Source organism: Nocardia sp. NPDC002869 (genome assembly GCF_046764065.1).
Taxonomy (GTDB): Bacteria; Actinomycetota; Actinomycetes; order Mycobacteriales; family Mycobacteriaceae; genus Nocardia; species Nocardia rhamnosiphila.
Genome location: NZ_JBKOOL010000040.1, coordinates 1 through 18,666, shown reverse-complemented (window position 1 = coordinate 18,666; position 18,666 = coordinate 1). Strand labels below are relative to the sequence as shown.

Below are 18,666 nucleotides of genomic sequence, written 5' to 3'. Positions count from 1 at the left end.
GAGGCGGAGGTACGCCGAGGTCGGCTTCGGTGGGTGGTGGGGGCGGATTGTCCGCATGTTGACGCGCATGGCCGGAGCGGAGGCGGAGGTACGCCGAGGTCGGCTTCGGTGGGTGGTGGGGGCGGATTGTCCGCATGTTGACGCGCATGGCCGGAGCGGAGGCGGAGGTACGCCTAGTCTGGTTGCCATGACCAACCCGAACGATCCCTGGGCGAGGCGGCCGGACGACGATCCGACCCAGCACCTGGGTCAGCCGGGGGAATCGGCCGCCGAGAAGCTGTCCGCGGGTTACGGCCCGGCGGGTTTCGGGGAGTCGACCACGGCCTATCCGGGCAACGATCCTTACGGCGGTTGGGGGGCGGGCCCGAACCCGACCCGGGAGATGCCGCTTTATCCGGGCGAGCCCTACCAGAACCAGTGGGGTGGGTACGGTCCGCCGGGTCAGCTGCCGCCCGAACCGCCGCGGCCGCCGAGGAAGACCGGGATGTGGGTCGGTATCGCGCTCGCGGTCATCGTGCTGATAGGGCTCGCCGGTATCGCCGCCGGGATGCTCTTCGGCGGTGATTCCGGCACCACCGCGAGTGACACCACGACCAGCAGTCGTCCGACGAGTCGTGGATTACCGGCGGATCCGGGCGATTCGGGTCCCGCGCTGCCCAGCCTGCCCGGCCTGCCGGATATGCCGGATACCGGCGATCCCGAAGCCGGCGGCACCACCATGGGCACCATCAGCGCCAATTCCGGCGGTACGCTCACGATCAGTACACTCACCGGAGCCGAGGTCACGGTGCACACCAGCCCGTCCACTCAGGTGATCTCGCTGGCCGGGGCCACCGTGGACGCGCTGCCGGCCGGCGACCTGGTGATCGTGCAGGGTCAGAAGAGTCCGGACGGATCCATTCAGGCCGATGTCATCATCAGCACCGCCCTCGAAGGGGGCGGGCGATGAGAAAACCGCGGCGCGCAGTGTGGGTGCCCGGCATTACGCCGGGCGGGTCGATAGGCTAGGCGACGATGACGGCAATGTGGTTCGGGCTGGCGGCAATCACCCTCGCGGGTGCGATAGTGCTGCTCTACTTCGACCGGCGCCAGCGGCAGCGGACCGGTCACGCGCGCCAGGTGTGGGCGAAAGCCCAGGGATACACCTATGTGTCGGTGGAACCGGCGCTCGCTTCGACGTGGCGGCGCGGTGCGCTGGCCAAGCTCGGGTACCTGACCGCGGTGGACGTGGTGACCGGTATCCGCAAGGGCGAGAAATTCGTGCTGCTGGATCTGGAGGATTCCGCGACCCTGGTCGCGGTCCGCCGGCAGATCGGTTCGGATATCGATGTCGATATGCGGCTGAAGACGATGAATCCGCCCAAGGACGCCGATCTCGAACTGCTCGGCGCCATCGGTGACCGCGTCGTTTTCGCGACCAATCCCGAGATCGCGCGGCATGCGGTCGATCAGCGGATGGTCGCGTTCATCGAATCGCTGGCCGATACCGTGCAGATGCTGTGGAGCGAGGGCAACTGGACTCTCGGCATGCTCCCGGTCGGCGCCGCGGCCAAGGACTGGGAGACCGGTATCGACGCGGTCCTGCGGCTGTCGGGCCTGCTGCACGTGCTGCCGCCGGTCACCGAACCGCGCTCCGAGGATTCCGATCCCGGGGCCTCGCGACCACGCGCCCGGATCCGCTCGGCGGAATACGGCGACCGGGACGAGGACTACGACGATTTCGCCGACGACCGCGAAGACGGTCGCTACGGGCGGCCGGCCCCCAATGTCCGGTACCGCCAGGACGTTCCGGAGGATCTCGACGAACCGGATCGGCGCGACTCCGATTCCGGTGACGCCCCGCCGCGGCGGCCCAGCCTGGCCGTGGTGCCCGACGCCCGTCCGGCGAACCGGCCCGCCCGTGCGGAAGCGGACCGCGACTCCGGCCCGCGGGAGCGCCGGGAGCCGGCTCCCGGCGATGATCAGGAGCCGCCCCGGCCCGGGGGGCCGTTCCATCCGGGATTCCGCCCCTACCAGGGTCCGGCCCCGCAGTAGGTTTCCCGATACGCACTCCGCGCGACCTGCGACAACTCCGCGCGGAGTGTCCCCGTATCCTGCTTCGCAGGGCGCCGCAGCGAGCGCCGGGACATTACTGCCGTGACTCGCCTACGTGGGCGGAAGGACACCGATGATCGACCAGGCAACGACCGACCGGGACGTTTTGGCCGGACTGGTGCGCGATTTAGCCGTCGTGCACGGCAAGGTGACGCTGTCCTCGGGTAAGGAGGCCGACTACTACGTCGACCTGCGCCGGGCGACCCTGCACCACCGGGCCGGTCCGCTGATCGGCAAACTGCTGCGCGACCTCGTCGCCGACTGGGACTTCGACGCCGTCGGCGGCCTCACCATGGGCGCCGATCCGGTCGCGCTCGCGGTGATGCACGCCCCGGGCCGGCCGATCGACGCGTTCGTGGTGCGCAAGGCGGCGAAAACCCACGGGATGCAGCGGCAGATCGAGGGCCCCGATGTGGTGGGCAGGCGTGTTCTGGTGGTCGAGGACACGACGACCACCGGTAATTCTCCGCTGACCGCGGTGCGCGCGTTGCGCGACGCGGGCGCGACGGTGGTCGGGGTGGCCACCGTGGTGGACCGGGAGACCGGCGCCGACCGGGTGATCGCCGACGAGGGCCTCGAGTACCGCTCCATCCTGAGCCTCGGGGACCTCGAGCTCGGCTGAACACCGCTGCCGAATCACGGCGGCTGTGCACCGGTCCGTCCCGCTCGGTTAGCCTGAGAATCCGACAGTACTGCAAGTGAAGGGTCGTGGAGTCGTGGTGAGCATTGCCGGCAAGAAGGGGCACGACAACGTAGCAATGCTCGGCATCGGTGCCTACCGGCCGACGCGCGTGGTCAGCAATGACGAGGTGTGCGAGGTCCTGGATTCCACGGATGAATGGATCTTCGAACGCAGCGGTATCCGTAACCGCCGCTGGATCAGCGGCGACGAATCGCTGCGGTCCATCTCGGTGGCCGCGGGCCGGCGTGCGCTGCGTAACAGCGGTGTGGACCCCTCGCAGATCGGCGCGCTCATCCTGGCGACCTCCAGCTGGCCGATGCTCACCCCGCACGGTGCCCCCATCGTCGCCAGTGACCTGGGCATGAACGGTATCGCCGCCTTCGACCTGACTTCCGGGTGCGGCGGCTTCGGGTACGGACTCGGGGTCGCCGGCGATATGATCCGTGCTGGTTCGGCCGAATACGTGCTGCTCATCGGGGCCGAGACCATGACCATCGGCATCGACCCGACCGACCGCGGTACGGCATTCATCTTCGGTGACGGCGCCGGCGCGGTGGTGATCGGCCCGAGCGAGGAGAACGGGATCTCTCCGACGGTCTGGGGCAGCGACGGCGAGAACGCCGAAGCGATCAGACAGGACATCAATTTCGTCGACTACATGCAGCGGGCCCAGGACCTGCAGGGCACCGAGCCCAAGGTGGATCCGGTGGGCCGGATGGCGCTGCGCATGGAGGGGCCGCGGGTGTTCCGCTGGGCCGCTGTCACGTTGCCGCGGGCGTTGTCCACCGCGCTGGATGTGGCGGGGGTGTCCAAGGACGATATCGAGGTCTTCATCCCGCACCAGGCCAACGCCCGGATCAATGAGTTGATGAAGAAGAATCTCGGCCTGGCCGACGATATCCCCATGGCGGGCGATATCGAGAACACAGGTAATACGTCCGCGGCATCCATCCCGCTCGCCATGGAGGAGATGCTGGCCACCGGTAAGGCCAAGGGCGGTCAGCTGGCGCTGCTGCTCGGTTTCGGGGCGGGGCTCAGCTACGCGGGTCAGGTCGTCATCCTGCCGCCGGCGCCCGCCGAGTCGAGTCTCTGATATGCGCCCGTTACGGGCCGGGTTCCTCGCCGCCACCGCGGTGACCGTGGCGGGTGCGCTCACCGGCCGGCACCGCTGGCAGTGGGCGGCCAAACCGCTGATGATGCCGCTGCTCGCGGCCGATATCGCCACCGGCCGCGCCGATATCGCGCCGGCCGACCGGACCTTGCTGCTGAGTTCGCTGGGCGCCGCGACAGTCGGGGACGTACTGCTCATCGACCCCGACGACGATCGCCGGCTCATTGCCGGGGCATCAGCCTTCGCCGTGATGCAGACGGGATATGCCGCGCTGTGGTGGCGCTACGGTGCGCGGCCGTCCCCCGCTGTCGCGGTACCGAGGGTGCTGGCCTGGGCCGGCGCCGCCGCATTGCTGCGCGCGAAGGCGCCGGTACTCGCCGCGCCGCTGAGCGCGTACGGGGCGACGTTGGGCGCCGCGGCCGTACTCGCCTCCGATCCGGCCCTGGCCGCGGACGCGGACAACGTTGCGGGGGTGAACATTCCGAACGCCGACCCACGCAGCCGGCTCGGGGTGGGAGCGCTGCTGTTCACGGTCTCGGACGGCCTCATCGTGCTGCGGCGGCTCTTCGCGCGCGGCGAGCGGGCGCGGCGGGTGCTCGAAGCGGTGATCCTGGCGACCTACGGCGCCGCGCAGTTCCTCCTCGCCGACCCGGCCGCGCACGCGTGCGCACCGCTCGGCGCCGCTGAGCCCGAACGGATTTCCGCTGGTAGCGCCTAGGCTCTGCCCGATACGATCCACGCATGAGCTACCCCCCGCCCGCGTACGGCTATCCGGCGTACGGCTATCCGCCGCCGCCCGACCACCCGCAAGCGACCACCGTGCTGATCCTGGGCATCGTCGGGATGATGTTCTGCCAGGTCTGCGCCCCGTTCGCGTGGATCATGGGCCGCCGGACGCTCAATGAGATCGACGCCTCCGGCGGCACCGTCGGCGGCCGCAGCAATGTGATGGTGGGTTACATCCTGGGCATCATCGGCTCGGTGCTGCTGATTCTGGGAGTGCTCGCGGCCCTCGCCTACATCGTCTTCATGGTCGTGCTGATCAACTCCGCCTGATCGCGTCGCCTTCGGTGCCGCACGGCCGGGGCCTTCGTGACCAGTGCGCGATGGCCGCCGTTCTATGGACGGCCCACTCACCAGGCGGCGGTGAGGTCCGCGTGCTGACGGATCCAGGTGTGCATGGCGATCCCCGCTGCGACTCCCGCGTTGATACTGCGGGTGGAACCGAACTGGGCGATGGACACCGTGAGTACCGCTGCGTCCCGGGCGCTTTCGGTGACGCCCGGCCCTTCCTGTCCGAAGAGCAGCAGGCATCGCCGTGGCAGCCGGACGGTTTCCAGCGGTACCGAACCCGGGACATTGTCCACCGCGACCACGCTCAGGTCCTCGGATCGGGCGAATTCGAGCAGAGCTTCGATATCCGGGTGGTGGGTGATGTGCTGGTAGCGGTCGGTGACCATGGCGCCGCGCCGGTTCCAGCGGCGGCGGCCGACTATGTGCACCGCGCCGGCGGCGAATGCGTTGGCGGTACGCACGACCGTGCCTATGTTCGCGTCGTGTCCGAAGTTCTCGATGGCGATGTGGAACGGGTGGCGGCGGCGGTCGATATCGGCCACGATCGCTTCCCGGGTCCAGTAGCGGTACGCGTCGACGACATTGCGGCGGTCGCCTTCGGTGAGCAGGACCGGGTCGAGCCGGTCGTCATCCGGCGGTGGCCCGTTGTGCTCGGCCGTCCACGGCCCGACCCCGTTCGGGTTCTCCCCCCATTCGGTCGGACCGGGTCCGGGTTCGGGGTCCGGGTCGGGATCGTCGGATTCCTGTCGCGCTGCCGGCTCCGGGTCCGGGGTACGCGCTGTGGCGAGGCCCGGATCGGCCCCTAGCGCTGGGTTGGTCACGGCATGAATCGTAGTGCGGGCGGAACAGGGTCGTCCGGTTCGGTCCGGTCCGATCGAAACCTGTTGCGCGCCCGTGGGTTCTGCCGACGGCTCGTCCGCTCGCCGCGCCGGGGCCCGCGGCGGCGGGCGCGACACGCCCGGACGTAAACCGGGGTTTACGACATGCGGTCTCCCGTTTCGGGCGTTGTTCGGCAGTGATCCACGAGGTCCGGACCGAATCCGGGCGGAGGCGAACGGTTGCGCGTCGAGTCGGTAACAATTGAGCGGCGGAAAAGCCGATTCGCCTGGCAATATGGGTTTCATGACCCCGCCCAGCGACGATCTCGACGTTCCCCGGCGCTCGGCCGGGCAACAGCGCAGGCCGCTGGGCGACCCCGCGACACGCTGGTCCGAGCTGGCCGACCGGGCCGAGGCCGCGATCCTGTCCCGCCATCTGCGGCCGGTGTGGCTGCTGCCGGGCACCGCGCTCGGCGTGGTGGGCTGGCCGTCCATCCGGCGCGAGCGATTCTTCCTCACCTGGCACTACTGGTGGCAGGCCCATCTCATCGATTGCGCCGTCGACGCCGCCAACCGGGCGCCGACCATCGAACGCCGCAAACGGGTGGCCGGTCTGGTCCGGTCGCACCGGCTCCGCAATATCTCCGGATGGACCAACCGCTACTACGACGATATGGCCTGGCTGGCCCTTGCCCTGGAACGCGCCGCCCGGATCCACGACAGCGAGGAGGCCGTCGGCGCGCTCGGCCCGCTGGAACAGAAGCTGTACACGGCGTGGAACCCCGCGGTGGGCGGCGGCATCCCCTGGCGGGTGGGGGCGGATTTCTACAACGCCCCGGCCAACGGTCCCGCCGGTATCGTGCTGGCCCGGCTCGGCCGCTACGAACGGGCAACGGAGATAGCGGACTGGATCGACGAGACGCTGCGCGATCCGGAATCCGGTCTGATCTTCGACGGTATCCACCTCCCCGCCCGCGAGCTGGAACGCCCGGTCTACACCTACTGCCAGGGTGTCGTGCTCGGTCTGGAAACCGAGCTCGCGGTACACACCGGCGATCACGCGCATCTCGACCGGGTGCACCGCCTCCTGGACGCCGTGGAGGACCATCTCACTGTCGACTGCGTGCTGCGCGGCGGTACCGGTGGCGACGGCGGGCTGTTCAACGGCATTCTCGTGCGCTATCTCGCCCAGGTCGCGCTGATGTTGCCCGGCAACGAACACGAACAACTCGCCGACCGGCGCGTGGCCGCGCGCATCGTGAAGGAATCGGCGGCCGCGGCCTGGGAGAACCGGCTCGATGTGGAGGGCGAGCCCCTCTTCGGCCACGACTGGACGGTATCCGCTCAGCTGCCCAGCGGTAGCCGCGGTGCCGGCGGGCTCACTTCCAACGGGGCGGTCAGCTCCTCCCGGGTCCCCGGACGGGACCTATCGGTACAGCTGTCGGGATGGATGCTCATGGAAGCCGCCCATATGGTCACCGCGGCCGGTCTGTAGTTCGCGCGGGTCGTCACCGTGGCCGGGGTGGTGGCCCGCCCGGCCGAGGCCGGGCAGCGGCATGGTGTCGGCCTCGGCGGATGCGGAATCGAGGTCGAAGTCCTCGATCGGCTGGGACATCTCCTGCCGGTACTGCCTGATGCCGAGGACGGTGCCCACGATCAGGCACACCACCAGCGAGCCGATCACGATGGGCATGAGCCAGGAGATCTGCTGGATGAAACCGCCGGCGTAGTACCCCATGAGCAGTAGGACCGGGGCCCAGATGATGGCGCCGATGGTGCTGGCCACGGTGTAGCGGCGATGGTCCATTCCGGCTGCGCCGGCCACCATCGGGCACAGGGTGCGCACCCAGGGGATCCAGCGGGCGATCAGGACCGCCACGAAACCGTGCCGCTGCAAAAGTTCGGCGACCCGGGACAGGTTGCGGGTGTTGATGTAGCGCCCGTTCTTGCGGGCGACGAGCCGGTGGCCGGTTCTTCGCCCGACCATGTAACCCACCTGGTTGCCGGCGATGGCGGCGACCATCGCGCCGATCGCGAGCAGCCACACCTGGGTTTCGCCGGTGGCGTGCGAGGCCATCACGATGCCCGCGGTCAACAGCATCGAATCGCCGGGCAGGAACAGCCCGAGAATGAACGCGCATTCCAGGAAGACGAAGGTCAGGACCACGGTCCAGACGAGTGCCGGTCCCGCGGAGATCAGGGGTTCGAAGCTGCCCATCGCATGGGGCACGGCCTGGACGCTCACCACTTACCGAACGGGAGAATCGTTTGCGCCGACCGGTCCGGCGTGAGGCACCACCGGCAGGGGCATGGTGTTGTCGAACTGGCCGGGCATATCCATGGCCGGAAGCTCCGCGGTCGAGGCAGGGGTGCCGTTCGCGACGGTTTTGTCCGCTTTGCGGCCGAGCAGCTTCTTGGCGACCGCGCTGATGCCCGGCAGGATCGAGATGAACACGATGAGCAGGAAAATGGCCTCGACGTGGTCGCGGATGAAGGCGACATTGCCGAGGAAGTACCCGAGCACGGTCACCCCGCCACCCCAGGCGACGGCGCCGACGATATCGAAGGCGATATAGCGCTGGTAGCTCATCTTGGAGACCCCGGCCAGCACCGGCATGAAAGTCCGGACGATCGGGACGAAACGGGCCAGGATGATCGTTTTGGGGCCGTGCTTCTCGAAGAATTCGTGCGTTTCGGTGACGTAGCTCTTTTTGAAGAAGCGCGTGTCCTCTTTGTTGAACAGCGCGGGACCGATGGCCCGGCCGATCCAATACCCGCATTGATCACCGGCGAAAGCGATGAAGACGACGGCAGGGACCAGCACCCAGATCGATACCGGAGGATTGGGTTGCGCGGCCAGCAGACCACCGGTGAACAGCAGCGAATCACCGGGGAGCAGTGGGAACAGCAGACCGGTCTCGATGAAGACGATCACCAGAATGGCCGGAAGCACCGCGTTCTTCAGCCAGGTCTCGGTCAACAGGTGCATCGGGTCGAGCAGTTCGGTCAGAGCCAGATTGCTCGTCACCGCGTCGGTAGCTGCCAGCGCAATCACCCGGCCCACAGTACCGGTTACATCGACCGCTGTACGGTGCGGCGGCGCAAACAATCCCCTTATACCGGATGAAACCTGCCTGCCTTAGGGTATGTGCAGAAACACAATCCCACGTCTGCCGCACAACACGGAGGTCTTCACAGTGCCGATCGCGACTCCGGAGGTCTACGCCGAGATGCTCGGTCAGGCCAAGGCGAACTCATTTGCCTTCCCGGCCATCAACTGCACATCGTCGGAGACGATCAACGCGGCGATCAAGGGTTTCGCCGAGGCGGGTAGTGACGGGATCATCCAGTTCTCCACCGGTGGCGCGGAGTTCGGTTCCGGCCAAGGGGTGAAGGATATGGTCACCGGTGCGGTCGCGCTGGCCGAATTCGCCCATGTGGTGGCCGCGAAGTACGACATCACCATCGCGCTGCACACCGACCACTGCCCCAAGGACAAGCTGGACGGGTTCGTCCGGCCGCTGCTGGCCATTTCGCAGGAGCGGGTGGACGCCGGGCAGAATCCGCTGTTCCAGTCGCATATGTGGGATGGTTCGGCCGTGCCGATCGACGAGAACCTCTCCATCGCGCAGGAGCTGCTGTCCGCCGCTGCCGCCGCGAAGATCATCCTCGAGGTCGAGATCGGTGTCGTCGGCGGTGAAGAGGACGGTGTCGAGGCCGAGATCAACGAGAAGCTCTACACCTCGCCCGCCGACTTCGAGAAGACCATCGACGCGCTCGGCTCCGGCGAGAAGGGCAAGTACCTGCTCGCCGCCACCTTCGGCAATGTGCACGGTGTGTACAAGCCGGGCAATGTGGTGCTCAAGCCCGAGGTGCTGGCCGAGGGTCAGCGGGTGGCCGCGGCCAAGCTGGGCCTGGCCAACGACGCCCAGCCGTTCGATTTCGTCTTCCACGGCGGTTCCGGGTCGCTGAAGTCCGAGATCGACGATTCGCTGCGCTACGGCGTGGTGAAGATGAACGTCGACACCGACACCCAGTACGCGTTCACCCGGCCGATCGCCGCCCATATGTTCGGCAACTACGACGGTGTGCTGAAGATCGACGGCGAGGTCGGCAACAAGAAGGCCTACGACCCGCGCAGCTACCTGAAGAAGGCCGAGCTGTCGATGGCCCAGCGGGTGGTGCAGGCGTGCAACGACCTGCAATCCGCCGGGCGTTCCATCAGTGCCTGATCGCTGCGCACCGTCCGTAGCCGGATGACACTCGATCTCCGCGTGCTGGGGCCCGTGCGTCTCCTGGTCGGTGATGAGCCGGTGCCGGTCGGTGGGCCCAAACCCCGGGCGCTGCTGGCCGCACTCGCGGTGAACCGGCGCCGGGCCGTGTCCTCCTCCACCCTGGCCGATATGGTCTGGAACGAGGAGCCGCCGGATGCCTACGCGGCCAGCCTGCAGGTGTTCGTGTCGAATATCCGGAAGGCGCTGCGCAATTCCGGTGTCGACCCGGCGGGTGTCCTGCGCACGGAGTCCTCGGGTTATCGGCTCGAGATCACCGACGATGCCTGCGACCTGGGCCGGTTCGAAGCCGCCCGGGACGCGGGCACCCGGGCGTCGGGGGCCGGCGATCACGCCGCGGCGTCCCGGCTGTTCGGCACCGCCCTGCGCGAATGGAACGGCCGGGCGCTGTCCGATCTCGCCGGTCTCGGTTTCGCCGACAGTTTCGCCACCGCGATGGAGGAGGAGCGGCTGCTGGCGGTATCGGCACGGTTCGACGCGGAGATCGCGTGCGGCCGGGCCGCCGCCGTGATCGGCGAACTGGTCGCGCTCACCAGCGAGCACCCGCTGCGGGAACCGCTGTGGGGTCAGCTCATCACCGCCCTCTATCTGTCCGAACGCCATGCCGACGCGCTGGAGGCATGCCGGCGGGTGCGGGCGGTGCTGGCCGAGGAACTCGGTATCGACCCCGGGCCCGCGCTGGTGGAGCTGGAACGGCGGGTCCTGCGGCAGGAACCGCTGAGCACCGTCGAGCTGAAGAGCGTCGAGCGGATGGCCGCGGCGATGACCGATACGGTCACCGAGGTGCCACGGACCGTGCGCAGCGGACAGCTGCGGTTACCGGACGGACGGACGGTGCCGGTCGCACACGGCGGTTTCCGGATCGGCCGGATGACCGACAACGATCTGATCCTCGACGATCCGAAGGCCAGCCGGTACCACGCCCAGATCAAACTGGGCCGGGCCGGCCTGCTGATCGAGGACCTCGGCTCGGCCAACGGGGTGTTCGTCAACGAGCAGCCGATCGATTCCGCGCTGCTGGCCGACGGCGACTCGATCCGGATCGGCAATACCGTACTGGCCTTCCAGGCCGTCCGCTGAGGCCTCAGCCCAGGACGTCGTGGCGGACGATGGTCTCCTCGCGACCCGGCCCGACCCCGATACAGGAGATCCGGGCACCCGAGAGCTCCTCCAGCCGCAGCACATAGGCCTGGGCATTGGCGGGCAGTTCCTCGAAGGTCCGCGCGCCGGAAATGTCCTCCCACCAGCCGGGCATCTCCTCGAAGATCGGCTTGGCGTGATGGAAGCCGGTCTGGGTGGTCGGCATCTGCTCGACCCGTTCGCCGTCCACCTCGTAGGCCACGCAGATCGGCACCCGGTCCAGGCTCGACAGCACGTCGAGTTTGGTGAGGAAGTAGTCGGTGATGCCGTTGACCCGGGTCGCGTAGCGGGCGATGACCGCGTCGAACCAGCCGCAGCGGCGCGCCCGGCCGGTGGTGACGCCGACCTCGCCGCCCGTCTTGGCCAGGTAGGCGCCCGATTCGTCGAACAGTTCGGTAGGGAACGGGCCGGAGCCGACCCGGGTGGTGTAGCACTTCAGGATGCCCAGCACCGTACCGATCTGGTTGGGTCCGATTCCCGCGCCCACCGCGGCGCCGCCGGCGGTCGGGTTGGACGAGGTGACGTAGGGGTAGGTCCCGTGGTCCACGTCCAGCAGGGTGCCCTGCGAGCCCTCCAGAAGCACGGTCTCACCGCGTTCGAGGGCCAGGTTCAGTTCCAGCCGGGTATCGCTGATGCGGTGCGCGAATCGTTCGGCCTGGCCGAGCACCTCCTCGACCACCTGCTGGGGGTCGAGGGCGCGCCGGTTGTAGATCTTGACCAGCACCTGGTTCTTGAACTCGAGCGCGGCCTCGACCTTCTGCGTGAGGATCTTCTCGTCCAGTACATCGGCGACCCGGACCCCGACCCGCGCGACCTTGTCCTGGTAGCAGGGGCCGATACCGCGACCCGTGGTGCCGATCTTGTTGTTGCCGAGGAACCGTTCGGTGACCTTATCGATGGCCACGTGGTAGGGCATGATCAGATGCGCGTCGGCGGAGAGCAGCAGACCCGAGGTGTCGACAGCGCGATCCTCCAGCCCGGCGAGTTCGTCGAGCAATACGCCGGGGTCGACGACCACACCGTTGCCGATGACGTTCTTGACGCCGGGGGTCAGGATGCCGGACGGAATGAGGTGCAGCGCGAAGTTGTCGCCGTTGGGTAGCACCACGGTATGGCCGGCGTTGTTACCGCCCTGGTACCGCACCACCCACTGCACGCGGCCCCCGAGTAGATCGGTGGCTTTGCCCTTGCCCTCGTCACCCCACTGGGCTCCGATGAGGACGATTGCCGGCATGGTCGTGTCTCCTACGATTCGACGCGCAACACGCAACGTGCTGCAGCTACCTGCCGTAATGCGGAGGAAGCCGGGAGCACAGTCTAGCCGAGACCGCGCGGGCGCCGGGGAACGGTCGCCGGCGCCGGGCCGTTGCGCGGGTCGCCACCGGGCACCCTTTACACTCATGGGTGACCGGTCCGAGGGAGGGTGTTGGGCGTTTGAGTACCCAGGTTCTCCGCTGTGCCGATGCACCGGTACCCATCGCCCTCGCCGCGCAGCCCACCGCGCATACCGGGGCGATACCGGGTACCAGGCTGATCGACGAACTCCTGCCGGTGCTGGCGGCCGACAGCCTGCCGCGTCTGATCGTGCTGGGCGGCGACGCGGCGCTGGCCGCGGTACTCACCCATCTGATGCGCACCGAGCGGTTGCATGTGGAAGTCGGCTACGTACCCCTGGAGCGGACCTACGGCGCCCAGGCCTATGACCTCGACACCGGAAATGCCGCGGCGAAACGGGCGCTCGAGGGTTCGGCCACCGCGACACCGCTGGTACGTGACGACACCGGCACCGTCCTGGTGGGCCGCGCCAAGATCACCGGGCCGGAGGGCGGCCCGCTGACCGGTGAGGCCTATGTCGACGACACCCGCCTGTTCTCCGGCACGATCCGGGCCATGTTCGTCACCCCCACACTGGAGCTGCCCGGAGTCCGGGCGAGTTTTCCGCGCCGGTTCCGGCGCCGGCGCTGGACCCCCGGGCGCGCCGCGCAACTCGGCACGCCGGGTGCGGTGATCAACCGTGACGGTATCCAGAGCGACCGGGTGGTGCCGCGGTCGACGTTCTACCGGCATCACGAACCCTGGCTGCTGGTCCGCTGATGCTGCGATACCTCCGCCTTCGCTGTGGCCTCCGCGGGTCGCATGTGGGCTTTTCGGGCGAGGTTCGGTGATGCGGTTTCTCCGCTTTTGCTCGGGCTTTCACGGTCCGGATGCTGCTGGGTACGACCGGTCGGTGGATCGATATCTCGCTTCCCGGCCTGGGTTCCGGCGGACCGATATCGTTCGGGCGAGCATCGGAGGCCGGTCGTGAGCGGCGGAGTATCGGCGCTGCGGCGCGGCGCGGTGCGGCCCAGTCCGGTGTTCCTGCTCGTGCTGGCGGTCGCCGTGGCCGGTGGGGTGCTGGCCTGGGTCGCGGAGCTGGATTCGGTACAGGCCAAGGCCGGTGTTTTTGTGCTGGTGGTGTTCGGCTGGGTGGTGAGCCTGTGCCTGCACGAGTTCGCACACGCCTATATCGCCTGGCGGGCCGGGGACCGCGAGGTGGAACTGCGCGGCTACCTGACCTTGAACCCGCTCAAATACAGCCATCCGCTGCTGTCGATCGTGCTGCCGATGGTTTTCATCGCGCTCGGCGGTATCGGGCTGCCGGGCGGTGCGGTCTATGTGCACACCCATCAGGTGCCGCCGCGTACGCAGCGGTTGATCAGCGTGGCGGGCCCGGCCGTGAACGCGGTGTGCGCGGTGGTGCTGCTGCTGGTCGTACGTTCCTTCGGCAGCGCGCAGGAGCATCCGGCGTTCTGGTTCGGGCTCAGCTTCCTGGCCTTTCTGCAGGTGACCGCGACCCTGCTGAACCTGCTGCCCATCCCGGGCCTGGACGGCTACGGCGTGGTGGAGCCGTCCCTGAGCTACCAGACCCGGCGCGGGCTGGAACAGTTCAAACCCTTCGGCATGCTCATCCTGTTCGCCCTGCTGTTCACCCCGGCGATCAATCAGGTCTTCTTCGACGCCGTGTACGCGCTCTACGACCTGTCCGGGGTATCGGAGCAGTGGTCGCGCTACGGCGGATATCTGACGAGGTTCTGGGCGTAGTCCATCCGAGAGGGCCCGCCCGGCGCGGCGCCGGCCGGACGGGCCCGGATTCCCCGCCCGGGCCGGCGTCCGGGTATCCGAAACATTCGGCGCTGGCGCCGTCCGTCGGCGACGCGGCACACGGGAGAGGTCCGACCGAACCGGCTGTGGGCCGGTGCGGTCATGTTTCACATTAGTGGAGACCGGCCGCCGTGGCACAGGTGGTCGACTACTCGAATACGCGTTGTGGCCGGGCGATGCGGCGCGTGCGGTCCGCGATCGCGGACCCGGCCGGTGCCGGCAACCCGGTAGCGAACGATATTGCGAATCCGGCGCCTAACCGACCGTATCGGCGGGCCGATTCGTCGGTGTCACATAGGGATGGGGCACGGTGGGCGGGAGCAATGCCAGGGCGGAAACGCGCTGCACTCCGCATACCTGCAGCAGGTCTACCAGCGTGGACCGGATCTGGGCGAAGACCACATGCGCCGACAGGCCGGCCCCCGCAACCAGCTCCGGGCGCGCCTGTTTGGCCACCGAGCGCAGCACGCGGGCGGCCTCCGCGCGGTCGGGTTGTTCGCCCGGATCGGTGAGGATCATGCGCCGGACCATTTCGACCGCGGCGGCCAGCTGCTCCACTTCCTCGATCAGGCCCGGATTGAGGATCTCGTCGTCGCGCACCAGGGTCAGCGAGCGGCGCAGCAGCACCCGGGTGTTGCGCACCGCGTTGTCCAGGGGATCGGCCGCGGCGCGCAAGCGCTCCAACCGGCCGCGCGAATTCCAGTACAGCGGAGAAATCCGGCTCACCTCGCGGCCGCCCTCGAGCGATTTGCGCAGCGAATCCAGCTGCGCCTGGGTGGCCCGGACCGCGGTGAGCGCGGTGTGCACTTTGCCGGGATCCTGTTCGAGTAGTCCGTGGGCGCCGTCGGTGAGTGATTTCGCCATCACGCCCAGAATCGCCGCCGCCTGCTCCCGGGCCCGGCGCACCGGATGCAACGGCAGCGCGGCGACGACCACCACCCCGACCAGCCCCCCGATCAGTGCGTCCACCATGCGCGACAGCCCGGCGCCGGTGTCCGGCGGCATCAGGGTGGCCACCAGTACGGCAGAACCCGAGGCCTGGATACCGATGACGGGCCCGCCGTCGAGGAACACCGCCAAGGCCATGGCCACCGCCACCACCAGGGCGATCTGCCAGACTCCGGTGCCCACCCGCGAGATGAACAGATCGCCGACGCCGATACCGACCGCGACCCCGACCACCAGTTCCAGTGAGCGGCGCAGCCGCGCGCCGAAAGCGGTGCCGATGGACACCACCGCGGCGGTCGGCGCGAAGAAGGGCAGCGCGTGGCCGACCACGTCCTTGGCCAGGAACCAGGCCAGCGCCGCCGCCAGCGAACACTGCAGAATCGGGATCGCCGAGAGGCGGAGCCGCTTCCAGGAACGCCGCATCCGGTCGGCGCCCCTGGTCCGGGCTCGGCCCACCGGGGATTTCGGGTCGATCAATGCTCCGGGCTCGTTCAGCCCAGACCCAGTTCGCCGGCCGCTCGCGGATCGCAGTCCTCGAGCAGGTCCAGGCAGCGGGCGTACTCGTCGGATTCCCCGACAGCCTTGGCCGCCTTGGCCAGGGCCGCGACACTGCGCAGGAAGCCACGGTTCGGTTCGTGCTCCCACGGGACCGGGCCGAAACCCTTCCAGCCGTTGCGGCGCAGCAGGTCCAATCCACGGTGGTAGCCGGTACGGGCGAACGCGTAGGCGGCGACGACATCGTGGTTGACCGGCTCCGGGGCGTCGGCCGCGCGCTCCAGCGCGGCTTCGGCCAGGGCCGCCCAGGCGATCGAGGCGGCGGGATTATCGGCCGCGACGCGCACCGGATCGGTGCCGGCGTCGAGCGCGTCCTCCGCGTCGTGTAGTTCAGGAAGGAGTACCGGTTGCGGGCCGAGCAGATCACCGAACGAGGTCATGACCTTCATTGTGCACGGGTATCGGGAATGCTCGATAGGCTGGCCATCTACGTCACATTCTGTTAGCCAGCAACGAGGGGTATAGGTGTCGCACCCGACCGACGACAAGGAACCGATCCGCTCCGAATCCGACACCGGCGGCGAGTCCCGCGCGGGTTCTTCCGCCGAGAAGAAGCCGCAGACGTCCGACACCCGATCGCAGCCGTCGCGTGCAGCGGATGCGGCGACCTCGGAGACCGGTAAGGGGACCGGAAAAACGGCGGCGGCCGGTGAAGCGGGCCCGGACGAGAAGGCCGGTGCGCCGACCGAGGCGCTGGAACGTACCTCTCCGGACTCGGGCGGGGAATCGGCAGACGGTGAGACGCAGGCCGAGGACGCCTCGCCGGTGGCGGCCACAGAGTCCGGCATCCCGGCGGCGGAGCGCGCCGATGCCCCGGACAGGTCGGACGGTGCGCCCGCGGCGGTGGCGACTCGGGGCTCGGACGCGGATACCGAGGCCGTGGTGCCGGTCGCGGGAAGCGGGGCCGGGCCGGGCGAGGATGCCGGATCGGATGAGACGGCGCCCGACGCGGATGATGTGTCCACCGAAGCGGCTCCCGCCGACGAAACCGGCGCGCAGGCGCCTTCGGCCGTGGCGGAACCGGAGCAGGCCACGGCCGACAGCGAGCCCGGCGGCGATTCCGGGCGAACCCGCCCCGGCACTCCCGACGACGTGACCGCCGAGGTTCCGGCGGAATCGGCCGAGGCGGATGCGGAAGAGGTGTCCGGCGCGGCGGCAACGACGTCCGGGGAGGTCGGCGACGTACCCGCCGATGAGGACGCTTCCGCCGGCGAGGACGAGCAGGCCACGGCGGCGCAGGCCGGAGCCGTGGGGACAGCGGCCACGGAAACCGATGCCGGGAGTGCGGATCCGGCCGGTGGTGCGTCCACGTCTTCGGATACCGACGCCGGTCTTGCCGGACCCGGCGGCAGCGCGGTGGAAGCCTCGGCCGCATCTGCCGGACATGCAGAGGAGACCGCCGCCTCGGCCGGTGATACGGAGACGACCGCCGCATCCGATACCGGTGTCGGGCCCGGCGAAGACGCCACCGCCGAGATCACCGTGAGCGCTTCCGAGCCCGGCCCCGATACGGCGGGAGAGACCGCGGACGAGGTGGCCGGAGCCGGGCCGGACGAGGCCGCCACCGCCGCGGAGAAAGTTCCGGCCGAAGCCGCGGATACCGGCGCGGCGACCGAAGGCGACGCCGCCGCGCCCACCGACCCCACGGTCGAACTGGAGGCGCCGGCCGGTACCGAGGCGAAGACAGTGGTGATCCCCCGGCCGCAGCGGCCGGAGGAAGCACCGACCGAGTCCATCTCGGTGCGCAAACCGGACCCGAACGCCACCGAGCGCATCGATATGAGCCAGGTGCGCAGCCCCGGCCGACAGGGAACGAAACAACCGGGCGGCCCGCAGGGCCCGGCCCGCACCGACCGGGTCGGGGCGGGTACGGCGGGGCCGCTGTCGAAACCGCCGAATACACCGCGTCCGCAGTCGGGCCCGAAGCGGCCCGGCCCGCAGGCGCCGAGCCGCCCGGACCAGTCCGCACCGCAGCGGCCGGGCGGACCGGCGCCCGCGCCGCAGGGTGCCGGTGGGTCGCAGGGCGCACCGCGTCCGGCCGGAGGTCCCGGTCGGCCGCAGGCCGGGCAGCGTCCGGCCGGTGCGCCGTCACCGGCCGATATCAAACCGACGGTGGCCGAACACCGGGTCGCGCAGTCGCCGCAGTACGGTGCGCCCGGGCAGATCGCGCAACCGCAGCGGGTGGAGCCGGCGGCCGCGCCGGCTCGGTCCACGGGTAACCGGAAATGGCTGATCGCCGCGGGGGCGGCGGTGGTGGTCGTGATCGCGCTGATCGCGATCGTGGCCGGTATCGGTTCCGGTGACGATTCCCCGCAGGCCCGGATCCGTACGGCCATCGGCGATTACACCGGCGCGCTCGAGAGCGGCGATCTGGCCGCCCTGCGCGATATCACCTGCGGCGGTCTGCACGACTACTACCAGGGATTGTCGGAGGAGCAGTTCGCCGCGGTGCACCAGCAGGCCGTCGACGGGGGCGGCATTCCGAATGTGACCGGTGTGGACGCCGTGCAGATCACCGATCGGAACGCGCTGGCCCAGGTGACCGTGCGGACCGAAGCGGATTCGGAGCAGACCACCCGGACCTTCGATCTGCAGGAGACCGACGACGGCTGGAAGGTCTGCGATCCGCCGGCGGGCACTCCGTAACACGGACGTACATATCGGCGAGCCGCAAGACCGGTGAGTTCGCTGCGGTGCAGTGCCGGGTAGCAGCAGTGTGTCCGGTTGCGCTACGCGGTGACCGGCGCACCGGGCGGGACCGCCGCCGGCCGGCCGCGGCGACGCCCCGGGCGGGAACGCGCTGTTCCCGCC

17 protein-coding genes and 1 pseudogene are annotated in these 18,666 nt (G+C 69.2%); 12 read left to right on the top strand and 6 right to left on the bottom strand.

Annotated features, from left to right (window positions below; translation table 11 throughout):
* Positions 1 to 187: 187 nt before the first annotated feature.
* The 6 genes from ACLML9_RS10485 (at position 188) to ACLML9_RS10460 (ending at position 4,943) form a co-directional block, all read left to right on the top strand.
* Entirely contained in the window at positions 188 to 949 is a 762-nt protein-coding gene (locus ACLML9_RS10485; RefSeq protein WP_411945319.1) for a DUF5666 domain-containing protein, read from the top strand.
* A gap of 74 nt (positions 950 to 1,023) precedes the next feature.
* Positions 1,024 to 2,034 carry a hypothetical protein gene (locus ACLML9_RS10480; RefSeq protein WP_411945335.1) on the top strand — a complete coding sequence of 337 codons (1,011 nt, stop codon included), beginning with the start codon at positions 1,024 to 1,026 and terminating at the stop codon, positions 2,032 to 2,034.
* Positions 2,035 to 2,167: 133 nt separating this feature from the next.
* On the top strand, positions 2,168 to 2,716 hold the full coding sequence (gene pyrE / locus ACLML9_RS10475; protein WP_355245376.1) for an orotate phosphoribosyltransferase: 549 nt from the start codon (positions 2,168 to 2,170) through the stop codon (positions 2,714 to 2,716).
* 94 nt (positions 2,717 to 2,810) lie between these two features.
* Entirely contained in the window at positions 2,811 to 3,869 is a 1,059-nt protein-coding gene (locus ACLML9_RS10470) for a beta-ketoacyl-ACP synthase 3 (protein ID WP_411945334.1), read from the top strand.
* Between the two features lies 1 nt (position 3,870).
* Positions 3,871 to 4,605 carry a lysoplasmalogenase gene (locus ACLML9_RS10465; RefSeq protein WP_411945318.1) on the top strand — a complete coding sequence of 245 codons (735 nt, stop codon included), beginning with the start codon at positions 3,871 to 3,873 and terminating at the stop codon, positions 4,603 to 4,605.
* Positions 4,606 to 4,628: 23 nt separating this feature from the next.
* Complete coding sequence (locus tag ACLML9_RS10460) at positions 4,629 to 4,943, top strand: DUF4190 domain-containing protein (protein ID WP_411945317.1); 315 nt, start codon at positions 4,629 to 4,631, stop codon at positions 4,941 to 4,943.
* Between the two features lie 77 nt (positions 4,944 to 5,020).
* Here ACLML9_RS10460 and ACLML9_RS10455 read toward each other — a convergent pair whose 3' ends face one another.
* Entirely contained in the window at positions 5,021 to 5,782 is a 762-nt protein-coding gene (locus ACLML9_RS10455; protein WP_411945316.1) for a TrmH family RNA methyltransferase, read from the bottom strand.
* 301 nt (positions 5,783 to 6,083) lie between these two features.
* On the opposite strand from ACLML9_RS10455, the gene ACLML9_RS10450 reads away from it, so the two are divergent.
* The gene (locus ACLML9_RS10450; RefSeq protein WP_411945315.1) at positions 6,084 to 7,274 is read left to right on the top strand and encodes a glycoside hydrolase family 76 protein; all 1,191 of its coding nucleotides are present in this window, start codon (positions 6,084 to 6,086) and stop codon (positions 7,272 to 7,274) included.
* 87 nt (positions 7,275 to 7,361) lie between these two features.
* Here ACLML9_RS10450 and ACLML9_RS10445 read toward each other — a convergent pair.
* Both ACLML9_RS10445 and ACLML9_RS10440 read right to left on the bottom strand, forming a co-directional pair.
* A pseudogene (locus ACLML9_RS10445) lies at positions 7,362 to 7,997 on the bottom strand (DedA family protein); the annotation flags it as partial.
* Between the two features lie 30 nt (positions 7,998 to 8,027).
* The gene (locus tag ACLML9_RS10440; protein WP_411945333.1) at positions 8,028 to 8,768 is read right to left on the bottom strand and encodes a DedA family protein; all 741 of its coding nucleotides are present in this window, start codon (positions 8,766 to 8,768) and stop codon (positions 8,028 to 8,030) included.
* A gap of 208 nt (positions 8,769 to 8,976) precedes the next feature.
* Here ACLML9_RS10440 and fbaA point away from each other — a divergent pair, with 208 nt between their 5' ends.
* Together fbaA and ACLML9_RS10430 are read left to right on the top strand one after the other, a co-directional pair.
* A complete protein-coding gene (gene fbaA / locus ACLML9_RS10435) occupies positions 8,977 to 10,011 on the top strand; it encodes a class II fructose-bisphosphate aldolase (RefSeq protein ID WP_411945314.1) in 1,035 nt (344 codons plus the stop codon).
* Between the two features lie 24 nt (positions 10,012 to 10,035).
* Positions 10,036 to 11,151 carry a BTAD domain-containing putative transcriptional regulator gene (locus tag ACLML9_RS10430; RefSeq protein WP_411945313.1) on the top strand — a complete coding sequence of 372 codons (1,116 nt, stop codon included), beginning with the start codon at positions 10,036 to 10,038 and terminating at the stop codon, positions 11,149 to 11,151.
* 4 nt (positions 11,152 to 11,155) lie between these two features.
* On the opposite strand, the gene ACLML9_RS10425 is transcribed toward ACLML9_RS10430, so the two are convergent.
* Positions 11,156 to 12,445 (bottom strand): adenylosuccinate synthase, encoded by a 1,290-nt coding sequence (locus ACLML9_RS10425; RefSeq protein ID WP_030524793.1) that lies wholly within the window; start codon positions 12,443 to 12,445, stop codon positions 11,156 to 11,158.
* A 200-nt stretch (positions 12,446 to 12,645) separates the two neighbouring features.
* On the opposite strand from ACLML9_RS10425, the gene ACLML9_RS10420 reads away from it, so the two are divergent.
* Both ACLML9_RS10420 and ACLML9_RS10415 read left to right on the top strand, forming a co-directional pair.
* On the top strand, positions 12,646 to 13,305 hold the full coding sequence (locus tag ACLML9_RS10420) for a hypothetical protein (protein ID WP_411945312.1): 660 nt from the start codon (positions 12,646 to 12,648) through the stop codon (positions 13,303 to 13,305).
* A gap of 207 nt (positions 13,306 to 13,512) precedes the next feature.
* On the top strand, positions 13,513 to 14,292 hold the full coding sequence (locus ACLML9_RS10415) for a site-2 protease family protein (RefSeq protein ID WP_411945311.1): 780 nt from the start codon (positions 13,513 to 13,515) through the stop codon (positions 14,290 to 14,292).
* Positions 14,293 to 14,607: 315 nt separating this feature from the next.
* Here ACLML9_RS10415 and ACLML9_RS10410 read toward each other — a convergent pair whose 3' ends face one another.
* Together ACLML9_RS10410 and ACLML9_RS10405 are read right to left on the bottom strand one after the other, a co-directional pair.
* Positions 14,608 to 15,723 (bottom strand): FUSC family protein, encoded by a 1,116-nt coding sequence (locus tag ACLML9_RS10410; RefSeq protein ID WP_411945332.1) that lies wholly within the window; start codon positions 15,721 to 15,723, stop codon positions 14,608 to 14,610.
* Positions 15,724 to 15,791: 68 nt separating this feature from the next.
* Entirely contained in the window at positions 15,792 to 16,235 is a 444-nt protein-coding gene (locus ACLML9_RS10405) for a DUF3151 domain-containing protein (RefSeq protein ID WP_411945310.1), read from the bottom strand.
* 85 nt (positions 16,236 to 16,320) lie between these two features.
* On the opposite strand from ACLML9_RS10405, the gene ACLML9_RS10400 reads away from it, so the two are divergent.
* Positions 16,321 to 18,501 (top strand): hypothetical protein, encoded by a 2,181-nt coding sequence (locus ACLML9_RS10400; protein WP_411945309.1) that lies wholly within the window; start codon positions 16,321 to 16,323, stop codon positions 18,499 to 18,501.
* Positions 18,502 to 18,666 lie beyond the last annotated feature (165 nt).